Raw genomic sequence first — 25,806 nt, 5'->3', positions numbered from 1 at the left:
AAATGTTTCATCATATGTTCTTCTAATTTTCCCCATAAAAAAATCCCCCTTATAGTAGACAGGATATAAAGCTTTCTTTTTTCTGTCTACTATAGGGGGAGCATATCAGTTCCGGCTAATGCTAACGCTAACGTGGAAGATAGACCAGAATAGTTTGCGATAAATGCAAACCCTAGTACGAATCCGATAGATAGAATTGGCATTTTTAATTCGCTTAACGTTTCTTTAAATGTCACTACTGCATCTTTTACATTCATTTTCAAAATAAACATGGAAATGATACACGCAATTAAAATCGCTGTTCCGGTTGCCGATAATACATCAAACTTCAAAATTGCCTCGTAAGGCGTTGGTTTATTTACAATTGGCTCTGCTTTCATTACTAGATTATGCAGACCTGGAATTTCAAACTTAAATACAAGACTTTCTAAAGCCCCTCCTGGAGTGAATAATGCCTTAAAGAAACTTTGGCTCCAAATGACTACCATAACCGTTAATACGATAAATGGGGACCATGCCTTCACTACTTTTCCAAACGTTAATTTCGGCATCGATGCCGCTGTCGTTGTTGCTGCTACTTCACTATTTGCTTGCCCAGATTGATAAATTTCTTTCGGCTGCCAAACTTTTAAGAACAGCGCTAAACTAATTAAACTTACAAGTGCCGATGTAATATCCGGAAGTTCTGGTCCTAAAAATGTCGCTGTAATGAACTGCGTAATCGCAAATGAACTACCCGCTACAAGTAACGCAGGCCACGTTTGTCGTATCCCCTTAAATCCATCCATTAAAAATACGATAAAGAATGGCACAAATAATGATAGGAACGGTAATTGATGCCCAGCCATTTGTCCAATTTTATGTGGATCAATACCTGTTACTTGTCCAGCAACTGTAATCGGAATTCCCATCGCTCCGAACGCCACTGGTGCAGTATTTGCAATCAAACAAAGACCTGCTGCGTATAAAGGATTTAACCCAAGCCCCGCAAGAAGTGCTGCTGTAATCGCTACTGGTGCCCCAAATCCTGCCGCTCCTTCTAAAAATGCTCCAAATGAAAATCCAATTAAAATAACGAGTAGACGATGATCGTTCGTAATCGATAATACCGATGCACGAATCACATCGAATTGACCTGTTTTCACAGAAATTTTATATAAAAATACCGACATAATGATAATCCAAGCAATTGGCCATAATCCGTATAAGAAACCATATCCGGTCGCTGCCATTGCCATCGTGAACGGCATTTTATAAGCGAATAACGCTACTAAAACTGTAAGTACAACTGTAATAAATCCTGCCACATACCCTTTCATGCGGAAAACTGCTAAAGCTAAGAAAAAAAAGATAATCGGAATAAGTGCTACCGCTGCCGAAATCCAAATGTTTCCGAATGGATCATAAACTTGTGTCCATGTGTTCATTGTTCTCTCCCCCTAAAGAATCCCCTTTTAAATAGAATAACCTCATCAATAGACTATCAGGTCATCATACCTTTAAGTCTAAAATAAAAAAACGTTTAAGAAAACGTTTTCAACAACTTTCATTTATACTGTACCATAACAATTTCTATTAAAAAAGATTTTTTTGAAAATTTTATTATTTAACAGAAAATCTTACAAAATCGTCACGTTCTTGTAATGTTCATCGATAGGAAGTTTGCCAAAATTATTGCATAATAATAGTATAACAACAGAAATTATTTATGAGGTGATATATATGAACGGAAATAAAATATTAGCTGCGTTATCATACTTTAGTGTACTATTTGCCCCTATCTTATTCCCTATTATTGTTTGGATTGTAGGAGACGCTGAAACAAAACCACATGCAAAACGTGCTCTATGGACACACATCATTCCAAGTATCGCTACATTCATTGGCGTAACTATTTTAGGAATTATGGGTCTTGGATCTGATCAACCAGATGTAACACTTGGAATTGGATCAATGATTGTCTTAGCTATTTGCGGAATCATCAGCTTATACTACTTCATCTGGAACATTGTAAAAGGAATTAAAGTACTGAAAGCTTAATTTTAAACAAACGTTTGTTTAAAAAAGGACCCTTGCAAATTGCAAGGGTCCTTTTCCTAATTCGTTCACTTTATCTTCTGCGTTTCTTCTTTTTTCTCATCATTTTCTTTCGGCGCGTATTCACTTTATCCGCTATAATGTGAAGCGTACTTGCCACAACAATTCCCATTAAGAACGTTACAATTTCAACCTCATGTTTCTTCGCAATTTCTATTAAATTACCATCCAGTGCGATTACATTTAATAGAAATAAAAATGGAGAAAAGACGATTAACATGTACGCAATACGAATCACATCACCAAGTATAATCGTATGCGTAAAGAAAGATCGATGCGGCATTACTTTTTTATAAGGATACCAAAATATACGTAAGAAACCCCATTTGTTATAAGCATTACTGTACGTATCTAAATCTGGTGTTAAAAATGAAGTACCTACTAAAAAACCAATTGCAAAAGTTAATAAAAAATCAAAATTTGTTAATCCATACGAAAAGAGCAAAAACAAAACAACCGGAAGGGATATTAAGTTTATTTTCGTATGCGTTCTTCCTGATGGCATAATGCACTTCCTCGCTTACGTTCGTCCTGTCACCTCATGACAGATTTCACCTATTGACCTAATTTCTGATCGATAAATGTTGTGTCTATATCCGAACCAAACCATTCTGCCAACTTCACTCGTGCCTTATCTTTCACATCTTCATTGACGTATAACGACACCTGTATTAGTGCGGCCGTTAACGCCCCTAAATCATCCGTATAGCCAATTCCAGCAATGAAATCTGGAATCGCATCAATCGGTGCAATAAAATAAGCAAGTGCTCCAATTACAATAATTTTCACTCGTTTTGGAACATCGGGTCTTTGCAAAACGTAAAACAGTAATAAACTTGCATAAATGACCGACTGCCCTGCTTGCTTTGCAACATGTTTTACTTTCTTCCAAAACGCTTCAACTGAAAATTTTTGTTTCATGTAAAAAGCCTCCCTATTTTTAAAAAGAAATAAGCTACAATATGTTATCAGTAAAAGTTCATGGAAATTACACAAAACCTATCAATGAACTTTCATTGTAACAAACAAACTAAAAAAGAACAAGTGTTCGTTAATTTTCACACGATTTCCTTCATATAATAGATTTCTAGATAACCCTTACCCATCTTCGTTTCTTATTTCTCAACAAAGAAAATTTTCACTTCCACTTAACATTCTGCTCTACCTTTGTTATATTTTCTAGTTGACGGACATATAAACGAATGTTAAAGTTTTCTCTGGTAGTGACAAATCTTATACAAAAAATGTAAAATGTTATAGTGTTTCTCAGAAATGAATTTTGTTGTATAATACAGAAATGACGTTATGCTTATGAGCAACAAAAGAAACCAAAAGGGTATGCATAGTTATAGTCGTATATGGGTGAATATAGAACCTTTACTTATGGCCAAGAAAACTATGTATTTTTTATTTTAGCATTTTTCGCTCCAAAATCGACCAAGCCTGATAGAGAAAGGGTGGAAATGAATGAAAGAAACCTTGAAATCACAATTTCAAAATGTGCGTTTCACTGTATTCGTAGCTTTAGCCTTATGGCTGAAAACTTACCTTATTACACGCACAAGCTTTGACTTAAAACTTGAATCTTTCATGCAAGAATTCATTTTATTCCTTAGCCCATTAGCAGCATCATTACTGCTTGTTGGTCTTGCATTATTTGCAAAAGGGAAAAAACGTAACTATATAGCACTTGGAATTAATTTTGTCTTAACAATCGTTCTTGTTGGTAACGTAATGTTCTACGGATTCTACAATGACTTCGTTACATTACCGGTGCTAGGACAAACATCTAACTTCGGAAGTTTAGGTTCTAGTGTGAAAGAATTATTTAACTACAAAATTATCCTTGCATTTGCAGACATTATCGTTTTCTTCGTTCTATTAAAGAAAATGAAGAACTTTGCACCTACAGAGCGTGTAGCACGCCCGATGCGTTCTCTATACTTCGTATCAACAGTTGCTATTTTCTTCGCAAACTTAGGACTTGCAGAAGCTGAACGCCCAGAACTATTAACACGTTCATTCGACCGCGTTATGCTTGTTAAAAACTTAGGATTATATGTACACCAAGTATACGATCTTGGCTTACAAGCAAAATCAAGTTCACAAAAAGCATTCGCTGACGGTAGTAAATTACAAGAAACAGAGAACTACGTAAAAACAACACAAAGTAAACCAGATCCAAATATGTTCGGTACTGCAAAAGGGAAAAACGTAATTGTTGTCTCTCTTGAGTCATTACAAACATTCTTAATTGGTGCAACAGTTAACGGACAAGAAGTTACACCATTCTTAAACCAATTTACGAAAGAAAGTTATTACTTTGATAACTTCTTCCATCAAACAGGTCAAGGTAAAACATCTGATGCTGAATTCCTAGTAGATACTTCGTTATATCCACTAGACCGTGGTGCTGTATTCTTCACACACGGTAACAATGAATATACAGCAACTCCAGAAATTTTACGTCAGCAAGGGTATCACACGTCGGTATTCCACGCAAACAACGCAACATTCTGGAACCGTAACATTATGTATCCAGCACTTGGTTATGATCGTTACTACAACGAGCTTGATTACAAGATTACGCCAGAAACAAAATTAAATTGGGGATTAAAAGATATCGAATACTTCGATCAATCTATTGATATGTTAAAACAAGTGAAGCAACCATTCTATACTCGCTTCCTTACTTTAACGAATCATTACCCATTCACTTACGATGACAGTACAAAATTAATCGATGAATACAATTCTGGTGATGGAGTATTTGACCGTTACATGGTAACTGCTCGTTACTTAGACGAAGCAATGAAACACTTTATTGAGCGTCTAAAAGCAGAAGGTATTTACGACAACTCAGTAATCGTATTCTACGGTGACCACTACGGTATTTCTGAAAACCATAACCGTGCAATGGCACAGTTCTTAGGAAAAGAAGAAATCACTGCATTTGACCATATGAACTTACAAAAAACACCGATGTTTATTCACGTTCCAGGTCAAAAAGAAGGTAAAACAATTTCGAAACCAACTGGTGAAATTGACATTAAACCAACTATTCTAAACTTACTTGGTGTAGATTCTACAAATGACGTTCGATTCGGTCATGATGTATTCTCACCTGATAATAAAGGATTCGTTGTTCTTCGTGACGGTAGCTTCGTTACAGATAAATACATGTACACAAACAGTACATTCTATGACCGTGCTACTGGCGAAGTTGTACAATTACCGAAAGAAGAATCCCAACCACTAATTGATCGCGCCCAAAATGAATTGAACATGTCTGATAAAATCATTGAAGGTGACTTACTTCGCTTCTCTGAAAGTAATAAGATCAAAACTGGTGAAGTAAAAACAGTTATTAAAGAAGAAAAGAAGAGTGCTGAGTAATCTCAGCCTCTTTTTTTATTTTCTTCCATACAACTACTTATATTCATTAACTTTAAAATTACATAACCTTTACCAAATATTCACATAGTGTTAATGGAAAATCTCTATAATAAAATATGTAAACGAGGTTCTACATATTTCTTATCTCTCATCTTTCGTAAGATCCCTTAAAGAAGTGTGTAAATCTTTTGTTTCTACTTTCTTATAATTGTCTTTCAACATGTTTTGTTTCCATACACAAAACATTCAACGAGACAATGTCCCTATGAAAGATAGCTACCCTCCTTGTGCAGCATTCCATAAGAATGTTGCTTTTTTTTATTTAAAAGCAGGATTCTCATTCTTATTTTCGAATTTGTATATACAAAATGCTGTAAAGTGAAACTTTAATCAGCCCTCACCAATCGGGCAGCTACGGGCAGTTATTCGCCCAATTCACTTCTTTGCTCCACCCGAATTTTTAAGTAGGAGTTTTACTGCCCGTTAATGCGGGGTAAACCATCCTTACTTCTCTATGATTTACAAATACATATACGGTCATATGTAGAGAATTGCTTACATAAAAATTACTATAGTGATTTTTATCTCGCATGAATGAAAGTTTCACGTTACTTACGTACTTACGAAAGGATGGGACGGAAATTGGCATACGAAAAATTTGTACTTTGGAATGATGAAGTTATTGATACAACAAAACAACAAACGTACATAGAACTTGAAGAGAGAGGTTCGCAGTTCGGAGATGGTGTCTACGAGGTTATTCGCCTATATAAAGGGAACTTTCACTTATTAGATCCGCACATAACGAGATTATATCGATCCATGGAAGAAGTAGAATTATCGCTCCCTTTCTCAAAAGCTGAGCTCATCACTTTACTTTACAAATTAATTGAACGAAACCATTTCCACGAAGATGGCACAATTTATTTGCAAGTATCTCGTGGTGTACAAGCTCGCACACATGTATTTTCATATGACACCCCTCCGACAATTTATGCCTATATTACAAAAAAAGAAAGACCAGCCTTATGGATTGAATATGGTATACGCGCTATATCAGAACCCGATACTCGATGGCTACGCTGTGACATTAAATCATTAAATTTATTACCAAACGTACTGGCTGCTACGAAAGCTGAACGAAAAGGCTGTAAAGAGGCACTTCTCGTAAGGAATGGTATTGTAACGGAAGGAAGCCATTCCAACTTCTTTTTAATTAAAAACGGAACTCTTTACACACATCCAGCCAATCACCTTATTTTAAATGGCATTATTCGTCAATATGTCCTTTCTTTAGCGAATACTCTTCACATACCTGTACAGGAAGAACTTTTCAGCGTTCGTGACGTTTATCAAGCAGATGAATGCTTTTTTACAGGCACAACGATTGAAATTTTACCAATGACCCACCTTGATGGAACCGCGATTCAAGATGGGCAAGTTGGGCCTATCACCAAAAAACTGCAAAAATCATTTAATCAAATCTTGTTACAATCCAATATGGCATCTTCTTAAACCCGAATAATTTCTGTCCTTTCACATTCAATATATGCATTTAAATGGAAATCAAGGTGTAAATTTATGCCTTGATTTTTTCTTGTAATCTTTTTGTCATATTCAGATTCCCACATAAGCCTTGACAGTAATCGACATGCTCTTTAGAATTTTTAACAGTTGGTAAATATTTCTTCACTACATTACAGACAGAAAGGAATCGACAAATTATGAAAAAGTATCTTGCCGGTCTTGCGGCAGTGTCTGTAGCAGGAGGAGCAGCACCTACACTTGATAGTGTTCAAGCTGCACCTGAACAAAATACACAAAAAGCTGCTACAACTGTCCAAGCTTCTGCGTCAAACAACTCATCTTATACGGTAAACGCGAGCGTCTTACATGTTCGTGCGGGATCAAGCACTTCTCACGACATCATCTCACGCGTTTATAACGGTCAATCACTAAACGTGATTGGCGAAGAAAATGGTTGGTTCAAAATTAACATTAACGGAAAAACAGGCTTTGTTAGTGGCGAATTTGTATCAAAAAGTGGAGCAGCAAACAACAATGTAAGCACAGGTGGAAACAATAAAGTTACCGCTGATGTATTACGTGTACGTACAGCTCCTAACACTTCTAGTTCTGTTTCTGGACGTGTATATGCAGGACAAACATTAAACGTAATTGGACAAGAAAATGGTTGGGTGAAAATTAACCATAATGGACAAGTAGGTTATGTAAGTGGCGAATTCGTATCTGGCGTTTCTTCTAATGGGGGTTCTTCAAACAACAATACGAATAATAATAACCAAGAAGTAAAACCAGCAAGCGGAAACTATACAGTAAATGTATCTTCCCTTCGTGTTCGTACAGGTCCTAGCACTTCTCACACAACTGTAGGTTCTGTTACAAAAGGGCAAGTAGTACAAGTTGTTGGCGAAGTTCAAGATTGGTTCAAAATCAATTACGCAGGACAAACTGCTTATATAAGCAAAGACTACGTAACAAAAGGCGGTTCTAACGAAAACGTTACAGAAGGCAACAAACAAGAGCAAAACAATAATGGAACTATTCAAACTGGTGGTTCTTACGTAGTTAACGCTACATCTTTACGTGTTCGTACAGGCCCTGCCGCTTACCATAGTGTAATTGGTGGCGTTTTAAACGGTACAACATTAAACGTAGTTGGATCTGAAAACGGTTGGTTTAAGGTAAATTACCAAGGAAAAACAGGCTTTGTTAGTAGCGAATTTGTAAAATTCGTTAAAGGTGGCACTACTACTCCTGAGCAACCAAAACAACCTGAAAAACCTAACCAAGGTGCAATTGGCGACTATTACATTAATGCTTCTGCACTAAATGTACGTAGCGGCGAAGGTACAAATTATAGAATCATAGGCGCACTTCCACAAGGTCAGAAGGTTCAAGTAATCTCTGAAAACTCTGGATGGAGCAAAATTAACTACAACGGTCAAACTGGTTATATCGGAACACGTTACCTATCTAAAACACCAGTTGGAGGCGCAGTAGATAATAAGCCTAACAATAACCAAAATAACAATCAAAACAATAACAATAACAATAATAATACGGGCAATAATAGCGGCGACAGTTCTTCCGTACTTGCATATGCAAAATCAATGCAAGGTGTACCATACGTTTGGGGCGGAACTTCTGCTAACGGTGTTGACTGCAGTGGTTACATCTACCACGTATTTAAGAAATTTGGTCATAACATTAGCCGCCAAAGTGTTGCAGGATATTGGAGTAGCCTACCAAAAACTTCAAGTCCACAACCTGGTGACTTAATTTATTTCCAAAACACTTATAAATCTGGTCCTTCTCACATGGGTATCTACCTTGGGGGCGGATCATTTATCCAAGCTGGAGATAAAGGTGTAGCAATCGCTTCATTAAGTAACTCTTATTGGAAGAGCCACTTCTTAGGATACACGAAAGCACCTTAATTAATAGTTTCAAAGCCTTCTAGTTTACTAGAAGGCTTTTTTGCTATGAGTTCAACATATTACTCCCTTTCTCCTACCTTCTCTCTACAAAAACAATGTATCCATTCTTCCATTTCATACACTTTATTCTGCAAAAACAATGCATAACGTTATCATAATGTATATATTCCCATAAAAAACATAACCTATTTCATGTCTATTTATTTCATATGTGTTTTTTTGAAGAATTTTCTTTTTATTTAAACTTTTCATTAGACGTTTGACCTCCGATGTCCATTATGATAAGTTACTTAAGATGTTATATTCGTAAACGTATAGACAACTGGTTTATACACTGTTTTTACTATGAGGAAGGAGCATACACTGCATGAATCTTTTATGGGGAATTGGCGGCGTGATTGGAGTATTAGCAATTGCATTCTTACTATCTTCCAACCGCAAAGCTATTAATTGGCGCACAATTTTAATTGCGCTAGCATTACAAATGTCATTTTCATTTATCGTATTACGATGGGATGCTGGTAAAGCAGGTTTAAAACACGCTGCTGACGGTGTTCAAGGATTAATTAATTTTTCTTACGAGGGAATTAAGTTCGTTGCTGGGGATTTAGTCAACGCAAAAGGACCTTGGGGATTTGTATTCTTTATTCAAGCACTACTTCCAATCGTATTTATTAGTTCATTAGTAGCAATCTTATATCATTTTGGTATTATGCAGAAATTTGTTAGCGTCGTTGGTGGCGCATTAAGTAAACTTCTTGGAACTTCTAAAGCAGAAAGCTTAAACTCAGTAACGACTGTATTTTTAGGACAAACTGAAGCTCCAATCTTAATTAAACCTTACTTAGCACGCTTAACAAATAGTGAATTCTTCACTATTATGGTAAGCGGTATGACAGCTGTTGCTGGATCTGTTCTTGTCGGCTATGCAGCAATGGGTATTCCGTTAGAGCACTTATTAGCAGCTGCAATAATGGCAGCTCCATCAAGCTTATTAATTGCGAAACTCATTATGCCAGAGACAGAAAAAGTAGATAATAACGTTGAACTTTCTACAGAACGTGAAGACGCAAACGTTATCGATGCAGCTGCACGCGGTGCATCTGAAGGTATGCAACTTGTTATTAACGTAGCAGCAATGTTAATGGCTTTCATCGCATTAATCGCTTTATTAAATGGATTATTAGGATGGGTTGGTTCTCTGTTCGATATTAAACTTAGCCTTGATTTAATCTTCGGTTACTTATTATCACCATTTGCAATCTTAATCGGGGTTTCTCCTGGTGAAGCTGTACAAGCAGCAAGCTTTATCGGTCAAAAACTTGCAATCAACGAATTCGTTGCATACGCAAACTTAGGACCACACATGGCAGAGTTCTCTGACAAAACAAATCTAATTTTAACATTTGCAATCTGTGGATTCGCAAACTTCTCTTCTATCGCAATTCAATTAGGTGTAACAGGAACGTTAGCTCCTACTCGCCGTAAACAAATTGCACAATTAGGGATTAAAGCAGTTATCGCTGGTACATTAGCGAACTTCTTAAATGCAGCAGTTGCAGGTATGATGTTCCTATAAACTTATATAGAGTCTTCTCTTTCTACAAGAGGAGACTTTTTTCATGCAATCCAAGCGTCTTTTATGCATCTATTAATCACCTTATACCAAATATTAGAACATTATGATACAATAATGTTTAAGTCTTTTTATTTTTCTAATGAAAATAGCGATACTACTTATCGTTGCCCTTCAAAAGAATGTAACGACATGGTCAATTTCTTAATAATTGTGCATACTACAAGTATCTATTGATGAAATAGCTTTAAGGAGGAAAGTTTTGTGAAAGATAAGTTCTATAAAATCCTCTCTATGTGGATTCTACAAATTGTATTTTATTTTACTACTGTACATGTGACGAATTATGAGCATGCGCTCATTTTTACAATAATATACGTAATCGTAAATGTACTATTCTTATTTTTAGCTGACAAAACAGCATTTATTTTCTTCATACTAGGAACCATTATTTCCGTATTTTATTTGTTTTATGAAGCATGGCTTCATTTATGGAGTACATCAGATCAATGGCAATATATGATTACCCACTTCCTGATGGCAGCTAACTTCTTCATTGTATACATAACAACTCACCTATTGAAAAAAGTTATTCATGAAAATAAAACTTTGACTGAGCGTGTGAGAACGTTGGAACAATATATTGGAGAATCAAAATTACTAACAAGACAAGAATTCGAGAGACGCCAAGCTTTATTAACGACTGCAATGAATCGTCGTAATGAAACAGGCATTATTGTTTACTTTGATTTCACTTCCTTTAGTAAATATACGAAGGAAAGTGTTATGGACCGTGTAGCTTCCTTATTAGTTGAAACGGTAAGGAATGATTTTGACCTTGCTGCTGAATATGATAATAATACGCTAGTTATTTTATTACAAAACACAAATGAAGCTGGTGCTGATATTGTAATGAACCGCCTAAAGCCAAAAATGGAGCAATGGCTTGCAGCTGAAGCAATCCGAGATATAAAAATTTCACGCGAGCAAATTGGAAACAAAGGACAGACATTGTTATGATGACTCTCGTTATACTTCTTTTATTTCTTCTGTTTTGCGTACTCGTTTTTTGGATCAGTATCACATTTTCAATTAAATATGTTCTTATTTTTACGGCCTTTCTATTCTCTGGCTTACTCGTTTACTACTCTTTCTTAACAATTGCGGGCTTAATTCACCGAAATAGTAAACGAAAAGATCGTACGCTAGAACATTATCCGAGTGTCGATATTTTCATACCTGCCCATAATGAAGGCGTCGTTATTAAAGATACTTTAGAGGCAATGGCGAAGATTGAATATCCAGGAAAGCTAACCATTTATTTATAAATGATAACTCTCAAGATGAAACACCTGAAATCGGCGATGATTTCGACAAAGCTTATGCCCACATTCGTCACATTCGTGTTCCACCCGGTGAACCGAAGGGTAAATCACGTGTACTAAACTACGGCCTTAGTATTTCAGATGGTGAATACTTCTGTGTTTACGATGCAGATAACCAGCCTGAGCCACACGCACTGCGAATGCTTGTAGAGCACGCTGAAACAACTGAAGATGCTGTTGGGGCTGTTGGACATGTTCGTACAGTAAATGAAAAAAGAAACTGGCTGACGCGAATGATTTCGCTAGAATTTCAAATCTTCCAGCTCCTTATGCAATCTGGACGCTGGTTACTATTCCAAACAGGCTCACTGACAGGAACAAATATGCTTCTTCGTCGCTCTGCACTAGAAGAGCTTGGTGGCTATGACCCTTATGCAATTGCAGAAGATGCCGAATTAACATTACGAATTACACAAAAAGGTTATCTCTTACCAATCGTCCCAGAATCAGTTACTTGGGAACAAGAACCAGAGCATTTAAAAATCCTTATTAAACAACGTACACGTTGGCTCCAAGGGAATTTATACATTTTAGAGAAAATGTTCTCGTCATTAAGCTTCTTTAAAGGAAAACTGCTCGTTCATTCCTTACAACAAGTTCTAGTGTATGTTGTATTTTGGCTATTCCTAATCATTTCGAACGTTTGGTTTGTAATTGGGCTACTCGGGATATTCCAAATTCAATATAGCATTCCGCTACTATTTATGTGGTATGTCGCATATATTACATATGTTTCTCAATTATTTAGTGCCCAGAGTGTCGAACGAACCTTTACACCGACTAATATTTTTATTAGCGTTATTATGTACTTTACGTACGCACAGCTCTTTACGTACTTATTTATTCGTAGCTTAATCTTATACTTACGTGCAAAGAGTAAGAAACAAGTCATCGGCTGGGATAAGACAGTTCGATTCAAAAAAGATAAATAATAAAAATAAGCACAGAGCGCCGTATGCTCTGTGCTTATTTATTGCCGTATAAATTATATATCAGACAATACCCCTTAGCTGAAAGTAATTTCACGTCCATCCCCTAACGAACGATCGACCTTCATTTATATACGAAAAAGTGATTGCTATTTTTGTAGAACCAATTGCTTCTCTTGCTGTTCTTTGCGCGTTTCAGTCTTAGGTTCCGTGCTTTCTTGGACACTACGATGTGCCACACGTTTCAAACAAATATGCTTCCACTTTCTTTCGTAACGTTTCATTATTCTAGATGTCCCCCTTGAATGCGCTTTAAAACTATTTGAAATCGCTTACAGGAAATAATATAGCACATATATAGAAACGTGACAACACATTTCCGACAATTTTTTGTCAAAAATATGAATAGAATTTGAAAGATATCGAAAATTATCGAAACTAATCGATTTCCCTTCGTATAAAAGGCATACTACTTATATAGTAAAGTATTTTATTTCCCCTACCCGCATTTCAAATTCCTTCTATATAAAGTGAAACTTTCATTAGCCATCACCAATCGGGCTTTTACAGGCAAATAGAGAAATAAAAAAGAGCTGATATGAAATCAGCTCTTTTCCTTCTATTATTAATGACGCTTCATACGTCCTTCTTTTTGTAACTCTTTAAATAATGCTGCCATCATAAAGAAAATAACAAAGACGAACGGGAATGCTGCAATGATAGCTGCCGTTTGTAAGGCTTCTAATCCGCCAATATATAATAGCGTAGAAGCTATCGCGGCTAGAACGATACCCCAAATCATTTTAATACGATTTGGTGGGTTTAAACTACCATGTGTCGTTAACATCCCTAAAACGAATGTTGCAGAGTCTGCAGATGTAATAAAGAATGTTGCAATAAGTAAAATACCTAAAACTGATAAAGCTGATCCAAAGCTGCCCATCTGATCGAACATAGCGAATAATCCTACTTCTGTTCCCATTTCTTTCACTTTGTCGAAGATATGTGCATCACCAAACAGCTCCATATGAATACCAGTACCGCCGAACACAGAGAACCAAAGTGCACCAATTACGGTCGGCACAAGTAACACACCGATAACAAACTCACGAATCGTACGACCTCGTGAAACACGAGCAATAAACGTACCTACGAACGGTGACCACGCAATCCACCATGCCCAATAGAAAATTGTCCATGACTGAATCCATTGATTCCCACCTTCGTCTAATGGACTTAAACGGAAACTCATACTTGGCAATTCCTGAATATAAGAACCGATTGTTGAAGTGAAGTAATTCATAATAAAGTTTGTTGGACCTGCAAATAATACAATGATCATAAGTGCAAATGCAAAAATAATATTCGTATTACTTAAATATTTAATTCCTTTATCAAGACCTGTTTGCGCAGATAACATAAATAATACTGTTACGATTGCAATAATAACTAACTGAGTCGTTAATGAGTTCGGGATAGATGTTAAATAACTAACACCACCTGCAATTTGTTTCGCACCAAGACCTAATGACGTTGCAACACCAAATACAGTTGCGAAAACAGCTAACACATCAAATGAATGAGCAATACGCCCGTGTTCCCCGCCCTTAAATAACGGACCTACTGTCGCACTAATCGTACTTGCTTTTCCTTTTCTAAAAGTAAAGTAAGCAATACATAACGCTACAAACGCATATAGTCCCCAAGGATGTAATCCCCAATGGAAAAACGAAAAACGCAGTGCAAGGCGCGCACTTTCCTCAGTTGCACTATCTCCAAACGGAGGTGCGTATAAATGGTTTAATGGTTCGGCAACGCCCCAGAAAACTAAGCCAATACCCATACCAGCACTAAATAACATAGCAAACCATGTCATATAACTATAATCAGGTTCATCATCATCTTTACCTAAACGAATAGAACCGTATTTCGAAACAATTAAAAAGATAGACACACCTAAAATAATAGACACGGAAATAATATAAAACCACCCGAACTTACTAACTAATGCAGTTTGAATTGCGGTTGTTACATTTCCTAAGCTACCTTTTCCAATAATAGATTCGGGAATAATCCCCCAAATTGTAAATGCAATACATAATGTTAATGAAACGATGAATGTTTTTGTCAGTTTCCTCATCAAATCCCCCTTCGTAGGTTTCGCTTTTGTAAATAACATAAATTCCGATATGTAAAATCGGATAGAAAACTATAATTTTGCGGTGATTTTCTTACTTTCACCTTCACCAATTCGAATTCTTATGGACAGCCTTACCTTTCGTATAACCTTTTCACTCTGCAAGAGCTACAAGTTAGAAATACTGCTGTCAAATTGTGTGAGAAAAACGCGGATAGGAATGTATTTTCCTAAAAAAGGATGTGTTACATATGTAAAAAAGGGCAAAGTTCTTCCTTACAACCCTTTCGTTTTGTAACAATTATGCGGTTTTTTTGCTAGTATATAGCACGTGTTTATAGCTTCACAAACAAAATGTTTATGTTTATATAACTATATTACCCATAAAACGGTAAAATACTCAAGGAATGTAATCGTTTAGTAAACATCATGTAACATTCCTGTAATATTATTATTTACGTCGAAAAAAACATGTTGTATTAAATATTTTGAATATAACTAGAAACCTATGAGTCATATAGAATGAAAAACGCTTTCCTATATTTTTTGTTATATTACAGGATGTTAATGACTTATTACGAATGGTTTGTAATTGTGTGTTTTCCCCAAATCCGAAAAAATCTGTTGCTATAATGAGGACACGAAAACAAACGCAATGGAGGCTATCATGAAAAAATTAATTGGTATAGCAACAGCAGCAGTTTTTGGTCTTGGGATTTTCACATCATCTGCTAATGCAGAAACTGTTGTAACAACAGACGTACTAAACGTACGCGAAAACCCTACTACTGAATCAAAAGTTGTCGGTAAATTACTAAACGGTAATAAAATAGATGTTCAAAATACAGAGAACGGATGGTCAAAAATTACTTTAGACGGTAAAGACGCATTCGTAAGTGCAGAGTTCACAAAAAGCATCTACTACGTAACAGCTAACGTATTAAACGTACGTGCTGAAGCGAACACAAACTCAGAGGTTCTTGGAAAGTTGAAGAAAGACGATGTAATCGAAACAACGAACCAAGTACAAAATGAGTGGTTACAATTTGAATATAACGGGAAAACAGCTTATGTTCATGTTCCTTTCTTAACAGGTACAGCACCTGTAATTGAGAAACAAGAAACAACAGCTCCTGCTAAAGCTGAAGCACCAGCTAAGGCTCAAGCACCTGCAGCACAAGCAAAACCAGCTGCTAAGCCTGCTGTAAAAGCTGCTGAAACTAACACACCTTCTGGTGGTCGTGAGTTAACAGTTGTAGCTACAGCATATACAGCTCACCCGAGCGAAAACGGTGGCACATATGGCGGCCGTGTATTAACTGCAATGGGTCATGATTTAACTGCGAATCCAAATATGAAAATGATCGCTGTTGATCCGAAAGTAATCCCATTAGGATCTAAAGTATGGGTAGAAGGTTACGGAGAAGCTATCGCTGGAGATACTGGTGGTGCAATTAAAGGTAACCGTATCGATATCTTACTTGGATCAGATAGCGCTGCTCAAAAATGGGGACGCAAAACTGTTAAAGTGAAAATTTTAAAATAACCAATGACTGCTAAATTACAAGCCGGTTCTCTTTATTGAGAGCTGGCTTTTATTTATTTATAATACATATAAGGAGGCTACGCCCATGAATGTACAAGCAAAAGTAGACTGGATTGGTACGCCAAAACCGTACATATATAAAGATGAAGTGACATATAACGCTACTTCTATTGATTTTTCACTCGCTGGCGATGATAACCGCTATAAGTTAATTGTGCTCAAGTCTGAAAACAATACACATTACAAAATTGTGCAATATGGAATAAAACCAGGCTCTCAAAAGCCATTCCCTATCGACATTCCATTTGAACAAAACATGTTACCAATTATAGAGCAAATATTACATGATCCATATGTACAAGCGATACTAAAGGAAACACACTCATAATTGTAAAAAAATATATCAACGATTTTTCAATTATATCTATCATAAATCGCAATATATCAACGATTTTTTGATTATATCTATCATAACTTACGATATATCAACGGTTCGACACGAAATATCGATTTAGCTACAAAAAAGAAGCTGTTCAAATATTGAACAGCTTCTCTCATATTAACGAGTTGGACCAGATACATCTTCTGATTTCAACGTATTATTTGCACCAAGAGAATGATACAACATCTTTCCATTTCCATTCACAGTTATAATATGTTCGTTATTAAAACTTTTGAACTTCACAGATCCATCACCGTAACGAATATGGTACTCTTCATATGTCGTTACTTTATATTTCGTAGCACTTTGACGCTCTACATTACGAACTTCCATCGTTAATAAGTCTTCTGTAATTCCTTTTTTGTGTAAATACTGTATATAATCACGGTCTTCCTTATACGATTTCCCGCTCTTATCATAATTATTTTCAATTAAACTAAAATCATTTAATGAAATTGCACGTACGTTATCATAAATATGATTTCTTACAAATTCGCCCACTGCTGAACTTGATGTTTCTTTCGGGAATTTTAAGTAATATGTGCTTTGGTCTCCAATTTTAACACTTTCAGATTTCATCACACCAAGATCAGTAGTTTTCTCTAAATGCACTTCTACTGTTTCATCTGTTGGTACAGGACCAAGTTTATAACTTCCATAATTTAATTTTCCACGTTTTTTCCCATTCACAAATACAGTTGCATCACTTTCATCAGAAGAAATGCTTACATACTTGCCTTCAAGCGATAAATCCACTTTCACCTTCTCGCTCTGTTCATCCGCTAAATCTACTTCTTTCTCTGTTTCTAATTCAGTAAGTTCTGTCTTTGCCGTTGCCTTTACAACATATGTACCTGGGAAGTATGGCCCCAACTCTTTCGAAGTTTTATCACTAGAAAGCTCTGCTTCTTTTTTGTCATTCACATATATTTCTGCATTTTTTGCAGTTGTACTAACGCTCATATAATAAGATTTCATGCTGAACTTATACTTTGGATATAAGAACCACTCTTTTCCCTCTTCTACTATTTCCCCGTCCTTAAATGAAGATTTATCTTTTGTTAACTTTTGATCTACTGTCTCTTTCTGTAAATAAGACAGTAATTGTTTGTTGTAAGAAGGATTCTCTTTTAAATAACGCATGTACGCTTTAAGATCCTCTGTCTTAATCTTTAAGCTTGAATCATTTGCTTTTACAAACTCATCAATTGCATCAATATCTTTCTTTTGGAATGCTTCAATCATTACATTTACTTGCTTTTCTTTTGAAAACTTATATGCTCCAAATTTATATGCCCCAAATAATAATGCAGCAATAATGGCAAAACCAATGATTAAAAATAAATTTTTCTTACTTTTCACTGGTTTTGTCTCGCTTTGTAATTCTGTATATGAAGCAGCAGTGTTATCAACGATTACTTCTACTTTACTCCCACACTCAGGACAAAAGTTCAAATGGTCTGCAACATTCTTTTTACATGTTCCACAAAACTTCAACGTGCTCTCCTCCTATTTTTTAACTAATTTCATTCCAGCAAATGCCGCTACATATGTCACAATAAAACTAAACAAAATTAAATATGTAAATGAATTTTGCATAGATAGTACTGTTCCGCTTGTTCCAAATAAACTTGTTACAGTTCCTGAAACATTAATTTGGAACTTAGAAATCATATTCATTACAATCATCATAATTGTGTAAGAACCACTGCATACCGCTAATGTAATATATATATTGGCAGTCGGTAATTTAGCTAACTTTCTTCCCGCTCTAAACATAAAGAACAATGGAATAATAAGCAGTAATAAACCGTAATGGAATACGTTATTCACTTTATCAAATTCTGCAAGGCTTCCCTCATTTGCTCCTTTTGAAATCAATATCTCTCTAAGCTCTACGCCATTTACAGAGACGCCTGATATAAATGAAAACGATAGTGTGCTCTCATATGCATTTGATTTCTTACCAATTCTAGTAAATTCCTTACTAAGTGCTGGACTTGATACTTCTAACGGCGCAAAATGAGCCATACTCCATAATTGAGGTGTTAACTCTAATGCTAATAATGTACTTTCAGATTTTAAAGTTGTTATTTCTTTTAATGGTTCAATACCGTCTTCCTTACTTACTAACGCCATAATACAAACCGCTACTGCTGTTACTAAAAGTCCTTTTATCATAGCCGAAACACCGTAATAAACAGACGCTCCATATGGCATTAACTCTTGAAATGCTGCTGCCATATTGTTTTTGCTTGTATAAGCAATAAATCCTAATAAGGTAAATAATGTCCCACATACAAAACCACTCAATAAACTCTTCATCGCTGAATAGCCAACCGTAATCTTACCTGCTTCTGAGAATGGGATTGCAAAAGATTGTGATGCTATAAAACTTATAATGAATAAAAAGACTCCATAAATAATACCAACTGTTGCTGCCATAAAGATTTGATCTTTAATCGTTTTCGCAACATGCTGTTTCCCTAACCAAATTCCTGTACCAGCGAAAATAATAAATGGAATGATTAGTAATAATGTAAATGGAGTATGCCAAGATAAAGAAAATATCAATCCACTATCATCGTTAGCTGTAAAACCAAGTAAATGGTAACTTAACATCGTAGAAGTTGCACTCGAATAAAAACTTGGCAACATTTCTAATTCTTTCGCAAATTTGCTAAACATCTCACTTAACATAGAGGCAAATAATAAACTACCAATCCAACCAGCAATTAACATGAGAATACTTGCAACAGCCCCACCAATAAAACCTTTTTGTAAAACGGCTTTATCTGCTTTAAATTCAACTTTAGGAGCACCATCCATTGTAGGCAATTTTACAGTTTGTTCTTTTTTCTTCACAACAGATAAAGAATACCCACACTTTTGACAATATAAATTTTTTTGAGCATTTTCACTGCCACAACCTCTGCAGTATTTTGCAGTATCTTTTTCTAATGTTACTGCATCTATAGCTCCTGCAATCTCCATACTACCTTCATTTGGGCAATAATTTACTTCTTCACCATGTTGTTTTCCACATGTGCGACAATACATTTAATTCACTCCCCACTTTGCTTAATTCCACAAACTGGACAGTAAGTAGAGTTTTTATCGATATGCTCATTACATGAAATACAATTTACCGTTTCACCTTCATTTTCTACTGCTAACATCGGGTTAGGCTTTCCACACGAACCACAAAACTTATCATTTATTGATAAAGGTCCACCACATTCACATGTAGCTTTTTCACCTTGTTGTTTTTGCAATTCAACAATGCGCTTTCTTGCTTGATAAATAGCTACATCAAATTCTTGAACTGGAGCAATCATTTCTTTTAAGCTCGCTTCATTTACTCCACTTCCTCTTAATTGAACATACACTTGCTGTCCAACCTCTAATAGAACCTCTGCTTTTTTCTGCATTTGCACTTGCATTCCCTTTTTCAATTGAGCAATTTCTTGTGCAACTTGCAACTTCATTTTCCCTTGTTCTATTCCTTCTTGTAACTTATTCATTCCACTACCTAACTTCGTCTGTAAATCTGACAAATCATTTCTCCTCCTATACATATATATTTATATATGAAATTAACATTTTATATATTACCATGATTTTCAAGTTATGTAATCCAAATTTCATTTTTTCTGTTTTGAGCATTTTTTGTTTATAATGGTAAAGGAAAGAAATATGTGTACGGAGGAATATTATGCTGCAACACTCAATTACGAAAGATGAAATTATGATGATTGCGAATGAGTTCGTTCAAGGACTAGATCCACAGCAAACAGCTGATCAGGAACATGTCGCTACAGCTCGGCACCTATATCGTAGTGGTGTTGTCTACAACGTTGACTTTGATGGTTATACACTATCAGGAACTGTAGATGCGGAAGGCAACGTATATAGCGTTCATATTCCGATTCGTAATGTCGCTGAAAGTTATTGTGATTGCTTCGCACCAACACAATGTGAGCATATGCTCGCTGTATTACTATCTGCAGCGTCTAGTTTCGGGCAAGTAGGAGATGTATTAACTTTATTTAAAAATAATACGAAACCTTCCCTTCCTCCTATTCGAACTGCAAGACAAGTATTGCAATCATCAGCTTTTGAAGAAACGGATTATAAAAGTTGGGAATCATATTTTGAAAAAGAATATGAATCATTTAAAAAAGAACAAGCTCGCCTTACTTATAAACAAATGTATTTTCTTATGAGTATCTTTACAGATTTCTATACGAAGCTTGAGCGGAAAGCTCCGCGCGTCATCGCCATACATGAATTATTCAGGTTACATGCAGCACTTTACTGCTTTCAAAAATTATTAGAAGAAATCCAGGCATTCGAAGCAAACAAAACGTATTCTTATCACCAACCTGTTAATGTCGTTCGCCTATTTGTAGACAAAGTGGAATCCATCGTTCGGGACTTACAATCAGAAGCGATTCCTTCAGAGTCTGAAATAATTTTGCAAGAAACAGCTCGTCTTGTTCATGAAGTATTCTTCTCTACCGACGCTTATACACAAGAGCGATTTTTCATTTATCGCCACATATGGAGTGAACTTTTAAACAATAAAGAGAAAATACAAGAGGAAGAAAAACGAATCGATACGAAAATCAATCCACTATCTAAAGCATTAGCGTCTTCTCACCTTCTCTTTTTAAATGAAGAAGATCTACTAGCGATGGACTTACTAAAAAAACAGCCTGCTTCTGTTGTGAGTCTATACTTCTATTGGTTAGAAGAACTATTAAGTGCCATGCAGTGGGATCGTGCAAAAAACTGGCTTTCCTTTACGTATAAACAAGTAAAGAAAACGCTCCAAGATCACGAAAATACGATTTTTATAAAAGATATCGTTCGGCTATTTGTAATCATGTATGAAACATACGCAACACATACAAATGAACAAGCTGGTTTTGAAATGATTTTACAAGAACTATTACCGTATAGTTTCACAAACTATGAACAGTACGTACTCGCGAAAAAACAGTATCACACATGGGCAGAGCTTCATCTCTTATATGGGTTTGAAGCAATTGAACTGTTAAAAGAACCACTGAAAGATATTGAGAAAGAAGCACCAGAAGCAGCACTTCCTCTTTATCATCTTGCTGCTGTAGAAGCAATTGAAGAACGAAATCGTAAATCATATAGACGCGCAGTTCGTTACTTAAAGAAATTACGTACATTATATAAACGATTAAAACGCACCGATGAATGGGATGCTTTCATTATTCACATCGCCAATCTCCATTCACGTCTGCGTGCACTACAAGAGGAATTACGGAAAGGAAAATTAATCGATGATCAATCAAACTGAAGTAACAATTAGGCTCCAGCATGTTAGTCAAGGTTGGTTCCTTTGGGGAGAAGATGACAGCGGTACTCCATTATCCGTAACAAGTTGGAAACGAAATGCATTCACATGGCACTCCACTTCTTTCTACGGTACGTTTCTAAAAGAAGCAACCTTCGAAGGAAAACAAGGTGTGCTACTAACAAATGCACAAGCCTTTGAATACATTGCAAACAAACCAATGAATTCCTTTGCACATATTCAACTGAACGGCCCTATTACAGCACTTACAAAAGATGCAAATGAATTATGGGATGCCTTTACGAGTGGTAGCTTCGTACCAGATATGGAGCACTGGCCCAAACAACCATCTTGGAAAGTTCAAAATACGCCAATTGAAGATGACACATTAGCATCTCTTTTCTCAGCAGCAGTTAATGAAAGCATATTACAAGATAATCGCTCAAATGACGGCTGGGAAGATGCTAAAAGACTATATGAACATTACGACTTTACGAAAAGACAATTGGAAACAGCACTACATGAAGAAGATTGGCTTCGAAAAATTGGTTATATTGAAGATGATCTTCCGTTTACAATCGGACTAAGACTGCAAGAACCACAAGAAGAATTTGAAATGTGGAAACTTGAAACAATCGTGACACCAAAGCGCGGGGCGCATCGCATATATGTATATGAAAACATCGATTCCTTACCGAAAAGATGGCACGATTACGAAGAACGGATTACAGAAACACAAGAAGGTTTTAGTAAGCTCATACCGTGGTTAAAAGAAGGAGATACATTCCGAAATGAGCTCTTTGAAACAGAAGCGTGGAACTTCTTAACAGAAGCAAGCAATGAATTACTTGCAGCCGGCATTACAATTTTACTACCATCATGGTGGCAAAATTTAAAAACAACAAAACCGAAATTACGTGTCCAGCTGAAGCAAAATACAGTACAAACACAATCGTTCTTCGGTATGAATACGCTCGTTAATTTTGACTGGCGAATTTCGACGAACGGCATTGATTTATCAGAAAGCGAATTTTTTGAACTCGTTGAACAAAACAAACGTCTATTTAATATAAACGGTCAATGGATGCGACTAGATCCAGCCTTTATCGAAGAAGTAAGGAAACTCATGAACCGTGCCGATAAATACGGACTAGAGATGAAAGATGTCCTGCAGCAACATTTATCAAATACGGCTGAAACAGAAATTGTAGAAGATGATAGTCCGTTTACTGATATTGAAATTGAACTAGATGGATATTATGAGGAACTATTCCAAAAGCTGCTTCATATTGGAGATATTCCAAAAGTAGATGTCCCTACTTCACTAAACGCAACACTTCGTCCATATCAACAACACGGCATTGAATGGTTATTATATTTACGAAAGCTTGGATTTGGAGCATTGCTAGCTGACGATATGGGACTCGGGAAAAGTATTCAAACAATCTCTTACTTACTATATATAAAAGAAAACAATCTCAAAACAGGCCCTGCATTAATCGTAGCGCCGACATCTGTTCTTGGAAATTGGCAAAAAGAATTTGAGCGTTTCGCACCGAATTTACGTGTTCAATTACATTACGGAAGTAATAGAGATAAGGGCAATTCTTTTGAAGATTTCCTTCAATCAGCAGATGTTGTATTAACATCTTATGCATTGGCTCAACTCGATGAGGAAGAACTAACTTCATTATGCTGGGATGCTGTTATTTTGGATGAAGCACAAAATATTAAGAACCCACATACGAAACAGTCGAAAGCAGTACGAAACTTACAAGCAAATCACAAAATCGCTTTAACTGGTACGCCGATGGAAAATCGCCTTGCTGAACTTTGGTCCATTTTCGACTTTATTAATCATGGATATCTCGGAAGCTTAGGGCAATTCCAACGTCGCTTCGTCACACCGATTGAAAAAGATCGTGATGAAGGAAAAATCCAGCAAGTTCAACGGTTTATCTCACCATTTTTACTGCGCCGAACGAAGAAAGATCAAACGGTCGCATTAAATTTACCAGATAAACAAGAACAAAAAGCTTACTGTCCTCTTACTGGTGAACAAGCTTCCTTATATGAACAACTTGTTCAAGATACACTGCAAAATGTCGAAGGATTAAGTGGAATTGAAAGACGCGGCTTTATATTACTTATGCTGAACAAGCTAAAACAAATTTGTAATCATCCAGCTCTTTATTTAAAAGAAGAAGAGCCACAAAATGTCGTTGAACGCTCTATGAAAACAAAAACGTTAATGGAGCTCATCGAAAATATAAAAGATCAAAATGAAAGTTGCCTCATCTTCACTCAATATATCGGCATGGGGAACATGCTAAAACGTGTGCTAGAAGAAAAATTCGGCCAGCGTGTCCTCTTCTTAAACGGTAGTGTGCCGAAAAAAGATCGCGACAAGATGATTGAGGAGTTCCAAAACGGAACGTATGACATTTTCATCTTATCCTTAAAAGCTGGCGGAACAGGATTAAACTTAACCGCTGCCAACCATGTCATTCACTACGACCGTTGGTGGAATCCAGCTGTGGAAAATCAAGCAACAGACCGCGCATATCGCATTGGTCAAAAACGATTTGTTCATGTTCACAAACTTATTACAACAGGAACATTAGAAGAAAAAATTGATGAAATGCTAGAAAGAAAACAATCTCTAAACAATGCGGTCATCACAAGCGATAGCTGGATGACTGAACTATCAACAGACGAACTAAAAGAATTACTTGGTGTATAAAGTGAAACTTGAATCAAGCCAGTTAAGTGGAGTTTTACTACTCGCAAAAAAAGGCGCTAATCTCAAATGAGATTAGCGCTTTTTTCTATTCCAAAACCAATTACTTATTATAATTCCCGTTAATCCGCCGCACGTATCAAGCAATGAATCTTGCCACATTGGTGTGCGGTCTCCCGTATACCATTGGTGAATTTCATCAAATGTTGCATAACCCGCAACGAAAAGAAGGGCATATATAAAACATCTTTTCCTCGAATGACCTGATCGATGAAAAGCGTAATAAATCAATGAACCTAGCATAAAGAACACCATAAAATGAGCACCTTTACGAAGGAAAAACTCAATAAATCCGCCTACACCTTTATTCGCAATACTAACAGGGGTTCCTCCACCATAATCAATAGATACCCATGAAAAATGCTCTTTCACAAATTCAACATTTACATATTGTTCAATATCTGAACGCATATCCTGCTTTTTATATGGTTGTGCCGAAGAATAGAAAATCAGCCCCATCCATAGTAATACAGGAATCCAAAATAACCATTTACGATTCATTATCCAGAATTCTCCTCTCTTAATCTTTTAAGGGTACCAAAAAAAAGAAAAAATTTCACGCCAAAACATGACATTCATGCCCTATTTATAAAGTGAAAGACCAACTATGAAAAGTCAAGGGGACATTTTCAAAAAATATTGCTAGAGGATTTTGAAAATAAATCCACTGGATTCGATAGGAAGTGGCTAAACGTCTTCATAAAG

Annotated in this window: 17 protein-coding genes and 2 pseudogenes; 11 read left to right on the top strand and 8 right to left on the bottom strand. The window is 36.1% G+C overall.

All coding sequences use genetic code 11. The annotated features are described in order from the left end of the window. Positions 1 to 107: 107 nt before the first annotated feature. A pseudogene (gene lldP / locus MR168_RS22665) lies at positions 108 to 1,427 on the bottom strand (L-lactate permease); the annotation flags it as partial. A gap of 295 nt (positions 1,428 to 1,722) precedes the next feature. On the opposite strand from lldP, the gene MR168_RS22660 reads away from it, so the two are divergent. Beyond that, a complete protein-coding gene (locus MR168_RS22660) occupies positions 1,723 to 2,040 on the top strand; it encodes a magnetosome magnetite crystal formation protein family (protein ID WP_001014099.1) in 318 nt (105 codons plus the stop codon). Between the two features lie 70 nt (positions 2,041 to 2,110). Here MR168_RS22660 and MR168_RS22655 read toward each other — a convergent pair whose 3' ends face one another. Then, the gene (locus MR168_RS22655; RefSeq protein ID WP_001139059.1) at positions 2,111 to 2,602 is read right to left on the bottom strand and encodes a metal-binding protein; all 492 of its coding nucleotides are present in this window, start codon (positions 2,600 to 2,602) and stop codon (positions 2,111 to 2,113) included. Positions 2,603 to 2,652: 50 nt separating this feature from the next. After that, positions 2,653 to 3,018, bottom strand: a complete 366-nt coding sequence (locus MR168_RS22650) for a YkvA family protein (protein ID WP_000810369.1) — start codon at positions 3,016 to 3,018, stop codon at positions 2,653 to 2,655. 546 nt (positions 3,019 to 3,564) lie between these two features. Between MR168_RS22650 and MR168_RS22645 the strand changes: the two genes are divergently transcribed. The 6 genes and pseudogenes from MR168_RS22645 to MR168_RS22620 all read left to right on the top strand — a co-directional run bounded on the left by MR168_RS22645 (position 3,565) and on the right by MR168_RS22620 (position 12,847). Further along, positions 3,565 to 5,493, top strand: coding sequence for an LTA synthase family protein (locus tag MR168_RS22645; protein ID WP_000665358.1), 1,929 nt, complete (start codon positions 3,565 to 3,567; stop codon positions 5,491 to 5,493). 630 nt (positions 5,494 to 6,123) lie between these two features. Then, complete coding sequence (locus MR168_RS22640; RefSeq protein WP_080120341.1) at positions 6,124 to 7,008, top strand: D-amino-acid transaminase; 885 nt, start codon at positions 6,124 to 6,126, stop codon at positions 7,006 to 7,008. A 209-nt stretch (positions 7,009 to 7,217) separates the two neighbouring features. Next, positions 7,218 to 8,954, top strand: coding sequence for a C40 family peptidase (locus MR168_RS22635; protein ID WP_086412801.1), 1,737 nt, complete (start codon positions 7,218 to 7,220; stop codon positions 8,952 to 8,954). Between the two features lie 367 nt (positions 8,955 to 9,321). After that, positions 9,322 to 10,533: a NupC/NupG family nucleoside CNT transporter gene (locus MR168_RS22630; RefSeq protein WP_001051019.1), complete on the top strand. Its 1,212-nt coding sequence runs from the start codon at positions 9,322 to 9,324 to the stop codon at positions 10,531 to 10,533. 261 nt (positions 10,534 to 10,794) lie between these two features. Continuing rightward, positions 10,795 to 11,550, top strand: a complete 756-nt coding sequence (locus MR168_RS22625; protein ID WP_016123788.1) for a nucleotidyl cyclase domain-containing protein — start codon at positions 10,795 to 10,797, stop codon at positions 11,548 to 11,550. Further along, positions 11,547 to 12,847, top strand: a pseudogene (locus MR168_RS22620) (glycosyltransferase family 2 protein). The gene MR168_RS22625 and the pseudogene MR168_RS22620 overlap by 4 nt, the downstream one beginning before the upstream one ends. A 622-nt stretch (positions 12,848 to 13,469) precedes the next feature. On the opposite strand, the gene opuD reads toward MR168_RS22620, so the two are convergent. Further along, on the bottom strand, positions 13,470 to 14,984 hold the full coding sequence (opuD, locus tag MR168_RS22615; RefSeq protein ID WP_001229103.1) for a glycine betaine transporter OpuD: 1,515 nt from the start codon (positions 14,982 to 14,984) through the stop codon (positions 13,470 to 13,472). 664 nt (positions 14,985 to 15,648) lie between these two features. Between opuD and MR168_RS22610 the strand changes: the two genes are divergently transcribed. Continuing rightward, positions 15,649 to 16,527, top strand: a complete 879-nt coding sequence (locus MR168_RS22610; protein ID WP_000733331.1) for a cell wall-binding protein EntA — start codon at positions 15,649 to 15,651, stop codon at positions 16,525 to 16,527. A gap of 85 nt (positions 16,528 to 16,612) precedes the next feature. Beyond that, positions 16,613 to 16,915 carry a DUF3910 family protein gene (locus tag MR168_RS22605; protein WP_001102539.1) on the top strand — a complete coding sequence of 101 codons (303 nt, stop codon included), beginning with the start codon at positions 16,613 to 16,615 and terminating at the stop codon, positions 16,913 to 16,915. A gap of 171 nt (positions 16,916 to 17,086) precedes the next feature. On the opposite strand, the gene MR168_RS22600 is transcribed toward MR168_RS22605, so the two are convergent. From MR168_RS22600 to MR168_RS22590, 3 genes are read right to left on the bottom strand one after another with little or no spacing between them, the layout of a single operon-like run. Beyond that, positions 17,087 to 18,466 carry a zinc ribbon domain-containing protein gene (locus MR168_RS22600; RefSeq protein WP_226368830.1) on the bottom strand — a complete coding sequence of 460 codons (1,380 nt, stop codon included), beginning with the start codon at positions 18,464 to 18,466 and terminating at the stop codon, positions 17,087 to 17,089. A 12-nt stretch (positions 18,467 to 18,478) separates the two neighbouring features. Continuing rightward, complete coding sequence (locus tag MR168_RS22595; RefSeq protein ID WP_049108192.1) at positions 18,479 to 20,029, bottom strand: zinc ribbon domain-containing protein; 1,551 nt, start codon at positions 20,027 to 20,029, stop codon at positions 18,479 to 18,481. Between the two features lie 5 nt (positions 20,030 to 20,034). After that, positions 20,035 to 20,526 carry a zinc ribbon domain-containing protein gene (locus tag MR168_RS22590; RefSeq protein WP_001281753.1) on the bottom strand — a complete coding sequence of 164 codons (492 nt, stop codon included), beginning with the start codon at positions 20,524 to 20,526 and terminating at the stop codon, positions 20,035 to 20,037. A gap of 158 nt (positions 20,527 to 20,684) precedes the next feature. Here MR168_RS22590 and MR168_RS22585 point away from each other — a divergent pair, with 158 nt between their 5' ends. Both MR168_RS22585 and MR168_RS22580 read left to right on the top strand, forming a co-directional pair. Next, on the top strand, positions 20,685 to 22,304 hold the full coding sequence (locus MR168_RS22585; RefSeq protein WP_016123792.1) for an SWIM zinc finger family protein: 1,620 nt from the start codon (positions 20,685 to 20,687) through the stop codon (positions 22,302 to 22,304). Further along, the gene (locus MR168_RS22580) at positions 22,288 to 25,044 is read left to right on the top strand and encodes a DEAD/DEAH box helicase (RefSeq protein ID WP_086412136.1); all 2,757 of its coding nucleotides are present in this window, start codon (positions 22,288 to 22,290) and stop codon (positions 25,042 to 25,044) included. The genes MR168_RS22585 and MR168_RS22580 overlap by 17 nt, the downstream gene beginning before the upstream one ends. 72 nt (positions 25,045 to 25,116) lie before the next feature. Here MR168_RS22580 and MR168_RS22575 read toward each other — a convergent pair whose 3' ends face one another. Next, positions 25,117 to 25,602 carry a VanZ family protein gene (locus MR168_RS22575; RefSeq protein ID WP_001080707.1) on the bottom strand — a complete coding sequence of 162 codons (486 nt, stop codon included), beginning with the start codon at positions 25,600 to 25,602 and terminating at the stop codon, positions 25,117 to 25,119. Positions 25,603 to 25,806 lie beyond the last annotated feature (204 nt).

Source organism: Bacillus cereus group sp. BfR-BA-01356, assembly GCF_022663635.1.
Taxonomy (GTDB): domain Bacteria; phylum Bacillota; class Bacilli; order Bacillales; family Bacillaceae_G; genus Bacillus_A; species Bacillus_A cereus.
This window is presented reverse-complemented; position numbering and strand designations above follow the sequence as displayed.

Bases quoted from the DNA above. Each gene is read 5' to 3' on its own strand.
- MR168_RS22575 (WP_001080707.1), bottom strand. From the start codon at position 25,602: ATGAATCGTAAATGGTTATTTTGGATTCCTGTATTACTATGGATGGGG.
- MR168_RS22605 (WP_001102539.1), top strand. From the start codon at position 16,613: ATGAATGTACAAGCAAAAGTAGACTGGATTGGTACGCCAAAACCGTAC.
- MR168_RS22610 (WP_000733331.1), top strand. From the start codon at position 15,649: ATGAAAAAATTAATTGGTATAGCAACAGCAGCAGTTTTTGGTCTTGGG.
- MR168_RS22585 (WP_016123792.1), top strand. From the start codon at position 20,685: ATGCTGCAACACTCAATTACGAAAGATGAAATTATGATGATTGCGAAT.
- MR168_RS22655 (WP_001139059.1), bottom strand. From the start codon at position 2,602: ATGCCATCAGGAAGAACGCATACGAAAATAAACTTAATATCCCTTCCG.
- opuD (WP_001229103.1), bottom strand. From the start codon at position 14,984: ATGAGGAAACTGACAAAAACATTCATCGTTTCATTAACATTATGTATT.
- MR168_RS22630 (WP_001051019.1), top strand. From the start codon at position 9,322: ATGAATCTTTTATGGGGAATTGGCGGCGTGATTGGAGTATTAGCAATT.
- MR168_RS22660 (WP_001014099.1), top strand. From the start codon at position 1,723: ATGAACGGAAATAAAATATTAGCTGCGTTATCATACTTTAGTGTACTA.
- MR168_RS22640 (WP_080120341.1), top strand. From the start codon at position 6,124: ATGGGACGGAAATTGGCATACGAAAAATTTGTACTTTGGAATGATGAA.
- MR168_RS22595 (WP_049108192.1), bottom strand. From the start codon at position 20,029: ATGTATTGTCGCACATGTGGAAAACAACATGGTGAAGAAGTAAATTAT.
- MR168_RS22580 (WP_086412136.1), top strand. From the start codon at position 22,288: ATGATCAATCAAACTGAAGTAACAATTAGGCTCCAGCATGTTAGTCAA.
- MR168_RS22645 (WP_000665358.1), top strand. From the start codon at position 3,565: ATGAAAGAAACCTTGAAATCACAATTTCAAAATGTGCGTTTCACTGTA.
- MR168_RS22635 (WP_086412801.1), top strand. From the start codon at position 7,218: ATGAAAAAGTATCTTGCCGGTCTTGCGGCAGTGTCTGTAGCAGGAGGA.
- MR168_RS22650 (WP_000810369.1), bottom strand. From the start codon at position 3,018: ATGAAACAAAAATTTTCAGTTGAAGCGTTTTGGAAGAAAGTAAAACAT.